We start from the raw sequence: 13,790 nt of genomic DNA, 5'->3' as shown, positions 1-13,790 counted from the left end.
CTGCCGGTTTCGCCCCCGGCGCGCGCTAGACGCACGGAGGCGATAAAGGGATCATATCTGCTTTTTTGCGGGCGGCGGTCCATGGTCGCTGTGCGCGTTCCTGATCTGTCGAACGGTCCACCAGACACCAAGGACGGCAAGGGGAACCAGAGCGGCGATCACCAGCTCGGGCGCCACCATGTCGTGAATCCCCGGTATGCCCTTGATGAGATAGGAGAGCAGGCCGATCACATAATAGGAGATCGCCGCGACAGACAGGCCTTCCACGGTCTGTTGAAGCTGCAATTGCAGCTTCGCCCGATTGTCCATCGAGGCCAGCAGATCGCTGTTCTGGCGTTCGAGTTGCACATCGATCCACGACCGCAGCAGCGTGGTCGCGCGCGCCAGCTTGTCGGAGAGATTGGCTTGCCGTTCCTCGATCACGCGACAGGTCCGCATGGCGGGCGCGATCCTGCGATGGAGGAAGTTGCGCCAGCGATAGCAGCCCGGGACGAAGGTTTCGCCGAGCGCTGCAAGCCGCTCCTCGACGATTTCATAATAGGCACGGCTCGCACCGAAGCGGTAGAGGCTGGACGCCGTGTCCGCCTCCAGCTCGGCCGAAAGGTCGGTCAGCCGGGAAAGTAGCCCCTCGCTGTCGCGGCGTGCAGATTTGCGCATCTCGTTGGTGATGGCGGCAAGGCGCTTCTCTATGCTGCGCAGATGCGGCCCCAGCGATTGGGTCAGTGGGATGCCGAGCAGGGCCAGCGTCCGATAGGTCTCGATTTCGAGGAGCCGCTGTGCCAGCGCGCCAAGCCGGATCGGCGTCAAACCGCGATCGAGGATGAGGATGCGGGTTAGCCCATCGGCGTCCTGACGGAAATCGGTGACGATATCGGCCATGCCATCCTCGACGAGCGAATGACACCGGCTGATCGGGTCGAAGCGATCGATATAGGTCGCGGTCTCTTCGGTCCACGTAACAACGTCCAGGCGGACGCCGCAAATGACCGGCCCGGGCGGCGTAAAGCCGTGCTTGAACGGATCTTCACCCGCCAGCTCCCCGGTGCCCGGATCGAGGGGCGCACTCCACAAGTAGGTCGAGAACTCGGTGTGCTTCTCACAGTGCAATTTACCCTGATCCCAGGTCAGGCCATGAAGAGGTGTGTCCTGATCCGGCAGCGGGGCGCCCATCCGGCTCGATATTTCCGCGAGGGTCGCCTTGTCCTTCGTCAGATTGCCCTCGTTCATGAAGGCGAGCTGCACCAGGGCACGCGGCGCATCTATCAGCAAATAAGGGCGCGCATGAACCTCGTCGATGGCAACCCGCCTATTCTCATAGGTGGGCATTCCATAGACAGTTGAACCGCTGTTCTCGGCGCTGCCCTCTTCACTCAATCGCCTTCCCTCCCCTTGTCATGGTCCTGCCCGGCATCGTGCTGAGCGAGATCGCTGTAAGTAATCAGACGCGAGCCACGATATCCTATGCCGTGGGTCCACATCCAGCTTAGTGCAACACTCATCCGATTTTGCGTCCCGATCAGGAAGTAGATGTGGATCAGTTTCCACATCCACCACGCCAGAACACCGCGCAATTTGAACCCGCCCATATCGACGACCGCAAGGCTGCGGCCGATCGTCGCCAGATTGCCTTGATGCCGGTAACGGAACGGTTCCGAAGCATTCTGCCCCTTAAAGCGCTGGCGGATCAGCCGGGCCACATATTGTCCGGCCTGCTTTGCAGCCGGCGCGAGACCGGGCACCGGCTTGCCGTCATACCCGTTCGAGGCTGCGGTATCGCCGATCACGAAAATGTCGGGGTGTCCTGGCACTGTCAGGTCCGGCCCGACGACCACGCGGCCCGCGCGATCGGCTTCAGCGTTCAGCCAGCGCGCGGCGGGCGAGGCCTGAACGCCTGCTGCCCACAAAATCGTTTCAGCGGGAATAGGCACACCGTCGACCACGACCCCATGCTCGGAACATTCCGTGACCGGCTTGCCGAGCTTGATTTCGACACCGAGCTTTTCAAGCGCCTGAGCGGTATAGGCCGACAGATCTTCCGGGAAGACCTGCAGGAGCCGCTGCCCGGCTTCGACCAGCACCACCCGCGTCGCGCGCGGATCGATCGACCGGAAATCGCGCACCAGTGTCAGACGGGCAAGCTCCGCGATCGTGCCGGCCAGTTCGACGCCGGTAGGCCCGCCGCCGATGATAACGAAGGTCTGCAAGGCCGCACGGCGCGCGGGATCGCTCTCGCGCTCGGCTTCTTCGAACGCGACGAGAAGGCGCCGGCGAATGGTGGTCGCATCTTCGAGCGATTTGAGGCCCGGAGCATAAGGCTCCCATTGGTCATGCCCGAAATAGGAATGCCGCGCGCCCGTCGCGATGACGAGTGTGTCATAGCCAAGCGTCGAGCCGTCTTCGAGAACGACGCGCCGGTTGCCCGTGTCCACGCCTTCGACCTCACCGAGCAGAGTCCGAACGTCCTTGCGCTTGGCGAAGAGCGAGCGGATCGGCCAGGCGATCTCCGATGGCGACAGCGACGCGCCCGCGACCTGATAGAGCAGCGGCTGAAAAAGATGGTGGTTGCGGCGATCGACAAGGGTGATGTCAACGCCGCTCCCCGCGAGCCGCTGGACGGTTTCGAGGCCGCCGAAGCCCGCGCCCACGACCACCACGCGATGGCGACCGGAGGCGGGGTCATTGCTGGACGCGATTTCGCGCATGGCCGAGGATGCCGCCGCGCTCATTGGAACAGCGCCTTGGCATGATGGCCGATATGCTCGCCGATGAAGCTAGCGATGAAATAATAGCTGTGATCGTAGCCGGGTCGCAGGTTGAGGATCAGCGGGTGCCCCGCAGCCTCGCAGGCCGCCTTCAGCAGATCCGGGCGCAGCTCGCGATCCAGAAACTCATCATCCATGCCCTGATCGACGAGCAACGGCAGGCGCTCGCTGGCGGACTTGATGAGTTCGATGGTGTCGTAATGCTTCCACCCGGCGCGATCGTCTCCGAGATAGGCCGTCAGAGCGCGCTCGCCCCAAGGCACCTGGCTCGGCGCGACGATCGGCGAAAAGGCCGATACGCTGCGATAGCGCCCCGGATTGCGCAGAGCGGCAACGAGTGCGCCGTGCCCGCCCATCGAATGACCGGCAATCGCCCGGCGATCATCGGCCGGAAATGTGGCTTCGATCAGCGCCGGCAATTCCTCGACGACATAATCGTACATGCGGTAGTGGGCAGCCCAAGGTTCCTCAGTCGCGTTGACGTAGAAGCCGGCGCCCTGTCCCAGATCATAGCTGGGATCGTCGGCCACGCCTTCGCCTCGCGGGCTCGTGTCCGGCGCGACGAGGATGATCCCGTGCTCGGCAGCGAAACGCTGCGCGACAGCCTTCGTAATGAAATTCTGTTCGGTGCAAGTCAGGCCGGACAGCCAATACAGCACCGGCACGCGACCGTCCTTCACCTGGGGAGGCAGATAGACGCCGACCTTCATCGGGCAACCCAGGCTGATCGAGTCATGCTGATAGACGTCCTGCCAACCGCCGAAGCTGGCGTGATGTTCGACACGTTCCATTTTTGTTTCCTTGCTTCGACGGTTGGTGGACGGTGTGGTGATAGGCGCCCTTTTCCTGGCTGTGGTGCGGGGGGAAGCGCCGGCGCCTGTTCCAGCGCCGGCGACAGCCAGTCATAGGGTTGCCGGTATCGCCCTCACCTTCCGGCTTTAGATGAAGGTGTACGAGCAGACCTTGTTGCCCGCCGGATCGCGCAGATAGGCCGCATAGGCACCCGGCAGGTGGCCCCGCGGGCCGGGCTGGCCCTCGTCGGTGCCACCAGCGGCGAGGCCGGCCGCGTGGAAAGCGTCCACTTCGGCGGGCGTCGCGGCGGCGAAGCCGACCGTCACGCCGTTGCTGGAGGGCGCTTCGCCATTGCCGGGACGGGCAATGATGAAAGCAGGCTTTTCGCGGCCGTAGAGCACCCAACCATTGCCGAAGGGGCCGAGGTTCTTGACGCCCAGGGCGCCCAGAGCGGCGTCGTAGAACGCTGCCGACTGCTCGACATCGGCCGCGCCGATGAAGACGTGCGAGAACACGCCGTTGCCGGAGATAACGGGATCAGCCATGATATTCTTCCTTGAGGTTAACTATTGAAATTGAAGGTTAGAGTTGAGGGATCAGTAGTGGATCACGGTGCGGATCGACTTGCCTTCGTGCATCAGATCGAAGGCTTCGTTGATCTCATCGAGACCCATGGTGTGGGTGACGAAGGGCGCCAGATCGATTTCACCCTTCATGGCGTCCTCGACCATGCCGGGAAGCTGGGTCCGTCCCTTGACACCGCCAAAGGCCGACCCCTTCCAGACCCGGCCCGTGACGAGCTGGAACGGACGGGTGGAGATTTCCTGGCCCGCGCCAGCGACGCCGATGACGATCGACTGGCCCCAGCCACGATGCGCGGATTCCAGCGCGGCCCGCATGACATGGACGTTACCGATGCACTCGAACGTGTGGTCGATGCCCCACCCGGTCATCTCGATCAGCACTTGCTGGATCGGCTTGTCATAGTCCTTGGGGTTGATGCAGTCGGTCGCGCCGAACTGACGCGCCAGCTCGAACTTCGTCGGGTTGGTGTCGATCGCGATGATGCGTCCTGCCTTGGCCTGACGCGCGCCCTGGATCGCGGCGAGACCGATGCCGCCCAGACCGAACACGGCAACCGAGTCACCCGGCTGCACCTTGGCGGTGTTGTGGACCGCGCCGATGCCGGTGGTGACGCCGCAGCCCAGAAGGCAGACATGCTCGGGGTTCGCTTCGGGGTTGATCTTGGCGAGCGAGACTTCGGCGACGACGGTGTATTCGCTGAACGTCGAGCAGCCCATATAGTGATAGAGGGGCTGGCCGTTGTAGGAGAAGCGCGTGGTGCCGTCGGGCATCAGGCCCTTGCCCTGCGTTTCGCGAACCGCGACGCACAGGTTGGTCTTGCCGGACAGGCAGAACTCGCACTTGCCGCACTCGGCGGTGTAGAGCGGAATGACGTGATCGCCCGGCTTGACGCTGGTGACGCCCTCGCCGACCTCGACGACGATGCCCGCGCCCTCATGGCCGAGAACGACCGGGAAAATGCCCTCCGGATCGTTGCCGGACAGCGTGAAAGCGTCGGTGTGGCATACCCCGGTATGCGTGACTTTGATGAGCACTTCACCTTTCTGGGGCGGTGCGACATCGATCTCGACGATTTCGAGCGGCTTGCCTGCCTCGAAGGCTACGGCGGCGCGAGATTTCATGTTTGGATCTCCCTCTTTTCTAGAACCGGACCGCCGGTTGCGAGTCCCCGTTTCGATATCTCGATTCGGAGCCAAGCATACTGGCTGGGAGTATGTATAAGATACTCCTAGCCAGTATGCAAGAGGGATAATGTCTGAGGGTGGTGAAAGCGCCCGACAGGGCGTTACGGCTTCGGAAAAGCGCAGCGCCATGGCTGATGCTGCGTTCCAGAAGGGGGCGGCTTGCCGATCCGGGGGGGTGTTAGATCGACAAGCCGGAAGGGGGTGTGCGTGCGGCAAGCAGTCCGCCCCCAACGGCTCAGAATGCCCCCCGACATGACCGGGGGGCATTCCGGGTTAGATGGTCAGGCCGCCACAGAGCCGTGCGGATCGATGACGTACTTGAACGCCGATCCGTCATCGAACTCCTTGTAGGCCGCCGGCGCGTCCTCCAGCTTGATGATCTTCGTGTTCATCATCGGAGTCAGATAGGGCATCCGATCGTTCAGGATGGCCCGCATGAGGGCGTGGTTGTAATTGGCCGTCGGCGACTGGCCTGCCGACATCCGCGGCGACTTGATCCAGCCACTGGCCCAATCGACTTCCATGCTGCCCTTCTTGTTGTCCCGATTCTTGGAGATCGGATTGGGGCAATATACGCCGACCGTGCTGGTCATCCCGCCGAAGCGGACATATTTCAGCAGGGCGTTGGTGACGGCGTTCTCGACGATCTGGTCGGACTCCGCCCCGAACCCGCGACAGTCGAGGCCCACATAGTCGATGACGCGATCGGCCTCGCGCTTGCCGGTGATCCGCTCCAGATGATCTTCGATCGGAATGCCGTCCGACAGGTTGATGGTCTCGACGCCGTGCGGCTTGAGCAGATCGAGCCGCTCCTGAATGAAGTCGGCGACGATGATGGCGCCGGCACCGAGGAGCTTCGCACAGGCGGCGCCCGCGCGGCCGACAGGCCCCGCGCCGAAGATCAGCACATTCTCGCCGACGATATAGGCCGGTTGCGCCGGCCAGTCGGGAGCGGCGAACCCGTGGAACGCGGTCGGCAACACGTCCGAAAGGAGCGTCAGATCACGGATCTTCGCCATGGCCGCGTCCTTGTCGGGGAAAGCCAGCAGATTGAAGTCTGCATAGGGCACGAACAGGTAATCCCCCTGCCCCCCGGTCCATCCACCCAGGTTAAAGCCATAGGCGCCGCAGTCGACTTCGGGGTTGGTGTGCTCGCACACGTCCGAGCGCATGTGCTTGCAGTTGTAGCAGCGTCCGCAGCCGACGTTAAAGGGAACGGACACGATATCGCCGACCTTGATATATTCGACGTCGGAGCCGACCTCGATCACCTCGCCGGTCATTTCGTGGCCCATCGTCATCCCCTTGGGGACTTCAAACGAACCTCGGTAGATGTGAAGGTCGCTGCCGCAGATGTTCGTGGTGACGATCTTGAGAATGGCGCCGTGGGGAGCTTTTTTGCCCTGTGGAGTAATCAGCTCCGGGAATTTGAAGGTGTTGACCTTCATTTCCATCGGTTTCTCGAAGGTTACGATCCGGTTGCCTGTAGCCATCAGATATCTCCTGCGTTTTTTCACGCCCCCCCAAGTATTGACGAGAGTAGGACTTGACACGGATCAACATGCCGCACCGAATTAATTCAGCGCAGCATAGTAGTGTCGTTGCCAGTCTCATCATTACCGTCTTGGCAGAATGGCGGCGCTTCTCCTTCGGAGCAAACTCGAAGATTCTATCCCAAGATCGGAAATTCCTATGACCAAGCTACAGGAGAATGACTGCCGCAATGCAACAAGATGATATATCATATTCCATTGCAGCAAGCATAATGTTTCTGGAAGACAAGGCGCAGTTGAAGTCTATCAGGGTGACGCCCTATGCGCCCGTTCTCTGGACTTGAGTTGTGTTGGCGCAATGGTGCCGGTCTCTCTATCATCCTCTGACAGAAAGGAGTTCTTATGAAACGCGCTATTGTAACAGGAGGATCGGGGCTAATCGGTCAGGCTATATGTTCCGCCTTATTGGATGAAGGTTGGGAGGTGGCATCCTTCGATTTGAAGGAAGGAGCGATCGGTCAACAGATCCATTGCGATCTTGCCAGCGAAGAGTCCGTAGCCGAGGCTTTTCGTGCCCTTGGCTGGGATCGACTGGACTTGCTCGTCAACAATGGTGGGCTTGTTTACGACACATTCATGCAGCTCGGTGACACCTCGCTCGACCAGTGGAACAGCACCATTGGCAGCCATCTGACCGGGGCCTTTCTGATGTCGCGAGCGGCATTGCCCCTGCTCACCGATGGCAGTTCGATTGTCATGATGGCTTCCACCCGCGCGTTGATGTCCCAAGGCATCGACTTTGCCTATGCCGCTGCGAAAGGTGGCATGGTGGCACTCGCGCAGGCGCTGGCGGTGCAACTTGGCGCCAAAATCCGGGTCAATACAATCGCACCTGGTTGGATCACCAATGACACGAATCTGCGCGCCGAGGACGAGGCGCAGCATCCGGTTGGCCGGGTCGGTCGCCCCCAGGACATTGCCGAGGCCGTGCTATATCTGGCGTCCGCCGGCTTTGTTACCGGGCAAACGCTTGTGGTCGACGGCGGGATGACCAAGAAAATGATCTACGTCGAATAGTGGGTCGCGCGACCGTTCATGCTGCGATAGCACGGCATGAACGGTCAGCCCCCTTCGGGTTGGAACTGGCGGTACAGGTCCAGAGCGGCCTCTATCGAGGCCATTGTCTCGGGTGCGCGGACTATTTCGAACAGCGCGGCTGTGGGTGTCGATTTCACCCCATTTCTGGGCATGGCCAATCCAACAGCGGCATCTGCGCCCTCACCTGCGACTTCAACCGCCCGAATGTCGGAAATCCGAGCAAAATAGGTTGCGAGAGATTGCGGAAGGACGGTGGCATATCGCCCACTTGCGATATGGGCAGCGAGAACATCGACATTGTTGGTCCTGATCGACTTTGCGGCACGGTGCCCGAGTCTAGAACGCGCGGCTTTGGGTAGCGCGCAGTCCAAGATGCACAAAGGCAGCTCGGCGACATGATCCCATGAAACCTGTCGCGGGAGCGGGTCGCCGGATGCCTGGAAAACGACGATCCGCTCCCGGTAGAGAAGGTGCGTGTCAAAGTCCTCCTCAGATATGTCTTCGAGATAGACCAGCGCCATGTCCATTTCATGCGTCAGCAAGGCTTTGGTCAGCGACGAGGTTTGCGCTGTGCAAATGCACTGTTCGAGGAGCGGCATCCTTTCAGCGAGGGCAAGGCTGAGGATCGATGCCATGATCGACGTGGCCGACAGCACGCCCAGGCGAATTTGACCTTCCAGCCCACGTTTCTGGGCCGAAAGGTCGCGCTCCAGCCCCTCGCAGTTGCTCTCGATCTTCTTCGCCCAGGCCAGCACAGTCTCACCTTCCGATGTGAGTCCGTCATAACGCCGGCCATGCCGCACGATCTCCACACCCAAGTCCTGTTCGAGCTGCTTGATGCCGGCGGAAAGCGTGGGCTGCGACACGTTGCAGCTCTTGGCTGCCCTACCGAAATGGCCTTCCTGATCGAGCGCAATCAGATATCCGAAATTCTTGACGATCATAACGTGTTCTCATCCAGTTGCGATTTTCCAGTGGAACCACAAATTGCAGTCCCGCAATCAAGTTATGATGCCGGTGGCACGCGAAGCTGAATGAAAATACCAAAGCATGGAACTGGAAAAATGTAGATACGCCGCTTAGGGCGATCTATGAAAATACCAACCCATAAGTCGTACCACGCGAAAATTGGGCGCACCGTCATTATATTGCCGATCGGTAAAAAATTGTTCTTATAAATCTATATACAGGTACTGCGGTTTCTAAGACCTACTTAAGATAGGTTCGCAATATCCGCATTATACCCTCCATGTCGTCGTCGAATGGGCTGGCTCCATTTTCCCCATGCGCGCCGTTGGCGGGGCCGAAGGTCTCACGGAGATGGCCTTCCATCACTTCTGCCATCAACCCGTTGGTGGCGCCCCGCATCGCCACAATCTGTTGGAGCAAAGGGGCGCAATCCGTTCCGGCCTCGATCGCGCGTTCAAGCGCTTCCGCCTGCCCCTTGATGCGACGCAGGCGTGTTATGGCCCGCTTCTTCTCTTCTGGTGAATGTGGCATCGCGCTTTCCTGACTGTTGATATGCACATACTATACAGGGGGGGAGTTTCAACCCTATCCTGTGCCTTGCGCCGCGCTGACACCTCAAATTTCGGCCGAAGCGAGCCTGAACCTTCCCCTACGCCTCCAGAAACATCGAACGCCAGACCTGGGTTCCTACCCCCTTGATACTGGTGGGGAGTATGATATATTGCCGGCCCGATCGGATCGCTGCACCAAAGGAAATGGCGCGCGTCCGGCCCCCAAGCCCTGTGTTCGAATCGCAAAGCCTCTGCAGAGGACAATCGGACGAACATCGGCGGGACAAAACAGGGAGGAATGTTGGTGATTGAGAATCTCGATCCGGTAATCCTGGCCCGGGCGCAATTCGCGTTCACGGTCTCATTCCACTTCATCTTCCCGGCCTTCTCCATCGGCACGGCAAGCTATCTCATGGTGCTTGAAGGGTTGTGGTTGAAGACCGGCAGCGGTGTGTATGCGAACCTCTATCGCTACTGGCTCAAGATCTTCGCCGTCGCGTTCGGCATGGGTGTGGTCTCGGGCGTGGTGATGTCCTACCAGTTCGGGACGAACTGGTCGGTATTTTCGGCCAAGGCCGGTCCGGTCATCGGCCCGCTCATGGCCTATGAGGTTCTGACCGCGTTCTTCCTTGAAGCCGGTTTCCTTGGCGTGATGCTGTTCGGCATCAACAAGGTAGGCAGGGGCCCGCATTTTTTCGCGACCTGCATGGTCGCCGTCGGGACGCTCATCTCGGCGACCTGGATCATTTCCGTGAATAGCTGGATGCAGACGCCGGCAGGCTATGCGATCAATGCCAAGGGCCAGTTCGTGCCCGCAGGTTCGTGGCTTCCGATCATCTTCAACGCGAGCTTTCCCTATCGCCTCGTCCATACCGTCATCGGCGCCTACCTGACCACGGCAATGGTCGTCGGGGCCGTAGGAGCATGGCACCTTCTGCGCGACCGCGCGAATCCCGGCGCGCGCAAGATGTTCTCCATGGCGATGTGGATGGCGGCGCTTGTGGCGCCGATCCAGATTCTCGCGGGCGATCAGCACGGCCTCAACACGCTTGAGCATCAGCCGACAAAAGTTCTCGCGATGGAAGGTCATTATGAGGCCAGCCCCGAGGGCGCTTCGCTCATCCTTTTCGGCCTCCCGAGCAACAAGGATGCGGTGGTCCACGGCAAGATCGAAATCCCCTATCTGGGATCGCTGATCCTCAAGCACGATCCCAAAGCGCCCCTCCCCGGCCTCAACGACTTCCCGCGCGATCGCTGGCCGCCCACGCCGATCGTCTTCTGGTCGTTTCGGATCATGGTGGCGATGGGCCTCGCCATGCTTGGGTTGGGCCTCTGGAGCCTGCTCGCCCGCTGGCGCGGCAAGCTCTATGACTGGCGCTGGCTGCACCGCGCCGCTCTCGCGCTTGGTCCGTCAGGCTTTGTCGCGGTCATAGCAGGATGGGTGACGACGGAAGTAGGCCGACAGCCCTTCACCGTATACGGCCTGCTGCGAACCGCGGAGTCCCACTCCCCCCTGGCCGCTCCGGCTGTCGCGGCGTCCCTCGTCGCTTTCATCCTCGTCTATTTCGGCGCGTTCGGGGCCGGCACCTATTATTTGCTCCGGATGATGGCAAAGCCGCCCGCAGCCGGTGAACCGGAACCGTCCAAGGTGCCGCAACGCGCGGCGGGCATCACGCCGGCAAGCGGCGTCGTGGCATCAACCGGACGGGAGGCATGAACGTGGAGCACCTCGATCTCACCATAATCTGGGCCGGTATCATCGGCTTTGCTGTCTTCGCCTATGTCGTGATGGACGGGTTCGATCTGGGGATCGGCATCCTCTTTCCGAACCTTTCGGTCGGAGGAGAGCGCGATCAGGCAATGAACTCGATCGCGCCGGTCTGGGATGGCAATGAAACATGGCTCGTGCTGGGCGGAGGCGGTCTCTTCGCGGCCTTTCCTCTTGCCTACGCCATCATCCTTCCCGCGACCTACCCGCTCATCATCGCGATGTTGCTCGGTCTCGTGTTTCGCGGGGTCGCATTCGAGTTTCGCTGGCGAGATCCGCGCCATCGTCCCTTCTGGGATGTCGCCTTCAGCTTTGGGTCCGTTCTCGCGGCGTTCTCGCAGGGGATCACGCTGGGCGCGATCCTGCAAGGCGTGCGGGTCGAGGCCGATGCCTATGCAGGGGGATGGCTGGATTGGTTGAGCGCGTTCAGCCTCTTGACCGGCGCGGCAGTCGTGATCGGATATGCGCTTCTAGGCGCGGCCTGGCTGGTCTGGAAAACCGAAGGGCCGGGCCAGGAACGCGCCCGTCGACTGGCATTTTGGCTCGGCGGGGCGACGCTACTCGCGCTTTTCGCCGTCAGTGCGGCGACGCCGTTCCTGACCTATGACTATTGGCGACGCTGGTTTGCGATGCCCGGCGTGCTTCTCACCGCGCAGGTTCCTCTGCTGGTGGCGATCTGCGCTGCAACCTTCTTCTGGAGCCTGAAGCGCGGCGCGGAGCGCCTGCCCTTCATTATGGCGCTTGGCCTGTTCTTTCTCGGTTTCGTTGGGCTGGGGATCAGTATCTACCCCTATGTTGTTCCCCGCGCCGTCACGATCTGGGATGCAGCCGCTCCCCCGCAAAGCCAGCTCTTCATGCTGGCGGGTGCGGCCGTCATCATTCCGATCATTCTCGGCTATACCGCGTGGGCCTATTGGGTGTTCCGCGGTAAGGTCGGCACGCATGGGTATCATTGATGGACGAGCCTAAACCTCTCGGTCGACGGCTCGCCTGGATGGTCTTAATCTGGGCGGCCAGCGTTTTGGCGCTGGGGGCTGTCGCGCAGGTCATTCGCTTCATCCTCAAACCCTGACGGCAGCTCGTTTCGACGAGCTGCCGATGGAAATGCTGGCAAACAGGCGAAGGACATTCCACGGAATATGATCGTTCGATCGCAACCGAGCTTCCAAGATATCATTTTCACCGTGCATGGCTCGATCCTGCCGCGCATCGCACGGAGGCTGGCGGCGATCGCGGTCGTCAGTGTGATCGCCATCCTGGCCGCCCAAGCCCATCCCGGCATTTTCGCGCGGATTTCGACGATCCCTTTCACCCTGATCGGTATCGCGCTCTCGATCTTCATGAGCTTCCGCAACAATGCCTGCTATGCGCGATGGTGGGAGGGGCGGCAGCTTTGGGGCGAGCTAATTATCTCGGCCCGTTCGTTCGCGCGCGAGACATCGCTTCTCCCTGACGAGGATCGGCGCGCGTTGCTCCATAGCATATGTGGCTTTGCCTGCGGCCTCACCGCACGCCTTCGCGGCGAGGATGAAATCGCCGCCATTGCGCCGTGGGTCGATATCGGCCCGGCGACAAAGAGCCCGAACGTCACGAACCTCGTGCTCGATCGTATGGGGCGCAGGCTGCTCGAGCTAAAGCAGACTGGCGTCATTACGCCGATTCACTATGCCGTCGTGGCAGAAGACATGCGATCCTTCGGCAAGGTTCAGGGCGCTTGTGAGCGGATATCCACGACGCCCGTGCCGTTCGCCTATTCTCTGCTGCTCCATCGCACCGCACTTATCTTTTGCGTGATGCTTCCCTTCGCGCTCGCAGGATCACTCGACTGGTGGACGCTCCTGCCGGTGCTCCTCACCGCCTATACCTTTTTCGGCCTCGATGCGCTGGGTCACGAGCTGGAAGACCCGTTCGGCGTCGAGCCAAACTGTCTGCCGCTGTATGCGATGAAGCGGACAATCGAGCGGGATATGTTGTCGCTGCTTGGCGAAGAGGATCTACCCCCGCCACTGGAACCCCATAAATCTGTCCTGAGCTAAATTTGCACACTCCTTGATACTGGTAGGGAGTACCCTATATTCGGGTGCTGTGCTGGATAGTCGCGTGCTTGGCCCATGCGCCCCCGACTATCTGACCCCCAAGGTCAAAATCGAGGAGCTTGTGGCGATGGCAAATGGATGGGCACCCGATAGTGCGGTGCAGGACCAGATTGATGCAACGATCATGGACGCGGTTTTCGCCGCCCGATCGCGTCTGCCTTCCGGCGAGGGTAGCACCGACTGCGAGGTGTGCGGCGACGAAATCCCGGCGAAACGCCGCACGGCCATACCCGGCGTAAGAACCTGTGTCGCCTGTCAAAGCGAACGCGATAAGCGCCCGACCTTCACCGGCATCAATCGCCGGGGCAGCAAGGACAGCCAGTTGCGCTAATTGCGCTAGGGGGCGGCCAACCACGTTATTCGAGCGCCGCTTTAGCGGCGCTTGGGATGAAGGGGGCGCCGCCCCCCTCTGGACAAGGGCTGGACCGTCTCCGCGCGGGCGCGCTCCGCTTGGCGATCGGGGCGGTCTCCCCACCCTTCCGCGCCTGCGGC

14 protein-coding genes are annotated in these 13,790 nt (G+C 61.0%); 6 read left to right on the top strand and 8 right to left on the bottom strand.

Annotated features, from left to right (window positions below; translation table 11 throughout):
- Nucleotides 1-51 precede the first annotated feature (51 nt).
- From L284_RS31590 to L284_RS31565, 6 genes are all read right to left on the bottom strand, one after another.
- On the bottom strand, nucleotides 52-1,374 hold the full coding sequence (locus L284_RS31590) for a DUF3422 family protein (protein WP_021233328.1): 1,323 nt from the start codon (nucleotides 1,372-1,374) through the stop codon (nucleotides 52-54).
- Nucleotides 1,371-2,726, bottom strand: a complete 1,356-nt coding sequence (locus L284_RS31585) for an NAD(P)/FAD-dependent oxidoreductase (protein WP_017980843.1) — start codon at nucleotides 2,724-2,726, stop codon at nucleotides 1,371-1,373. Before L284_RS31585 ends, L284_RS31590 begins: the two co-directional genes overlap by 4 nt.
- On the bottom strand, nucleotides 2,723-3,553 hold the full coding sequence (gene fghA / locus L284_RS31580; protein WP_017980842.1) for an S-formylglutathione hydrolase: 831 nt from the start codon (nucleotides 3,551-3,553) through the stop codon (nucleotides 2,723-2,725). The genes L284_RS31585 and fghA overlap by 4 nt, the downstream gene beginning before the upstream one ends.
- A 147-nt stretch (nucleotides 3,554-3,700) precedes the next feature.
- Nucleotides 3,701-4,099, bottom strand: a complete 399-nt coding sequence (locus L284_RS31575) for a VOC family protein (RefSeq protein ID WP_017980841.1) — start codon at nucleotides 4,097-4,099, stop codon at nucleotides 3,701-3,703.
- 51 nt (nucleotides 4,100-4,150) lie between these two features.
- A complete protein-coding gene (locus L284_RS31570; protein ID WP_017980840.1) occupies nucleotides 4,151-5,260 on the bottom strand; it encodes an S-(hydroxymethyl)glutathione dehydrogenase/class III alcohol dehydrogenase in 1,110 nt (369 codons plus the stop codon).
- A gap of 344 nt (nucleotides 5,261-5,604) precedes the next feature.
- Nucleotides 5,605-6,816 (bottom strand): glutathione-independent formaldehyde dehydrogenase, encoded by a 1,212-nt coding sequence (locus L284_RS31565; protein WP_020486678.1) that lies wholly within the window; start codon nucleotides 6,814-6,816, stop codon nucleotides 5,605-5,607.
- Nucleotides 6,817-7,218: 402 nt separating this feature from the next.
- Here L284_RS31565 and L284_RS31560 point away from each other — a divergent pair, with 402 nt between their 5' ends.
- Nucleotides 7,219-7,893, top strand: a complete 675-nt coding sequence (locus L284_RS31560) for an SDR family NAD(P)-dependent oxidoreductase (RefSeq protein ID WP_024310570.1) — start codon at nucleotides 7,219-7,221, stop codon at nucleotides 7,891-7,893.
- Between the two features lie 44 nt (nucleotides 7,894-7,937).
- Here the strand turns inward: L284_RS31560 and L284_RS31555 are convergent, their stop codons facing one another.
- Both L284_RS31555 and L284_RS31550 read right to left on the bottom strand, forming a co-directional pair.
- The gene (locus L284_RS31555) at nucleotides 7,938-8,858 is read right to left on the bottom strand and encodes a LysR family transcriptional regulator (protein WP_017980837.1); all 921 of its coding nucleotides are present in this window, start codon (nucleotides 8,856-8,858) and stop codon (nucleotides 7,938-7,940) included.
- A gap of 265 nt (nucleotides 8,859-9,123) precedes the next feature.
- Complete coding sequence (locus L284_RS31550; RefSeq protein ID WP_018250480.1) at nucleotides 9,124-9,441, bottom strand: metal/formaldehyde-sensitive transcriptional repressor; 318 nt, start codon at nucleotides 9,439-9,441, stop codon at nucleotides 9,124-9,126.
- Between the two features lie 297 nt (nucleotides 9,442-9,738).
- Here L284_RS31550 and L284_RS31545 point away from each other — a divergent pair, with 297 nt between their 5' ends.
- The 5 genes from L284_RS31545 (at nucleotide 9,739) to L284_RS0123905 (ending at nucleotide 13,629) form a co-directional block, all read left to right on the top strand.
- Nucleotides 9,739-11,151 carry a cytochrome ubiquinol oxidase subunit I gene (locus L284_RS31545; RefSeq protein WP_169863546.1) on the top strand — a complete coding sequence of 471 codons (1,413 nt, stop codon included), beginning with the start codon at nucleotides 9,739-9,741 and terminating at the stop codon, nucleotides 11,149-11,151.
- Nucleotides 11,148-12,158: a cytochrome d ubiquinol oxidase subunit II gene (cydB, locus tag L284_RS31540; protein WP_017980834.1), complete on the top strand. Its 1,011-nt coding sequence runs from the start codon at nucleotides 11,148-11,150 to the stop codon at nucleotides 12,156-12,158. Before L284_RS31545 ends, cydB begins: the two co-directional genes overlap by 4 nt.
- The gene (locus L284_RS47250; RefSeq protein ID WP_017980833.1) at nucleotides 12,158-12,274 is read left to right on the top strand and encodes a DUF2474 domain-containing protein; all 117 of its coding nucleotides are present in this window, start codon (nucleotides 12,158-12,160) and stop codon (nucleotides 12,272-12,274) included. Before cydB ends, L284_RS47250 begins: the two co-directional genes overlap by 1 nt.
- A 67-nt stretch (nucleotides 12,275-12,341) precedes the next feature.
- On the top strand, nucleotides 12,342-13,238 hold the full coding sequence (locus L284_RS31535) for a bestrophin family protein (protein ID WP_017980832.1): 897 nt from the start codon (nucleotides 12,342-12,344) through the stop codon (nucleotides 13,236-13,238).
- Between the two features lie 127 nt (nucleotides 13,239-13,365).
- Nucleotides 13,366-13,629 carry a DksA/TraR family C4-type zinc finger protein gene (locus tag L284_RS0123905; protein WP_024310576.1) on the top strand — a complete coding sequence of 88 codons (264 nt, stop codon included), beginning with the start codon at nucleotides 13,366-13,368 and terminating at the stop codon, nucleotides 13,627-13,629.
- Nucleotides 13,630-13,790: the final 161 nt, after the last annotated feature.

It is taken from the genome of Novosphingobium lindaniclasticum LE124, from assembly GCF_000445125.1.
GTDB lineage: Bacteria > Pseudomonadota > Alphaproteobacteria > Sphingomonadales > Sphingomonadaceae > Novosphingobium > Novosphingobium lindaniclasticum.
Note: the sequence above shows the minus strand (reverse complement) of the source record. Positions and strands in the feature narration are given on the sequence as shown.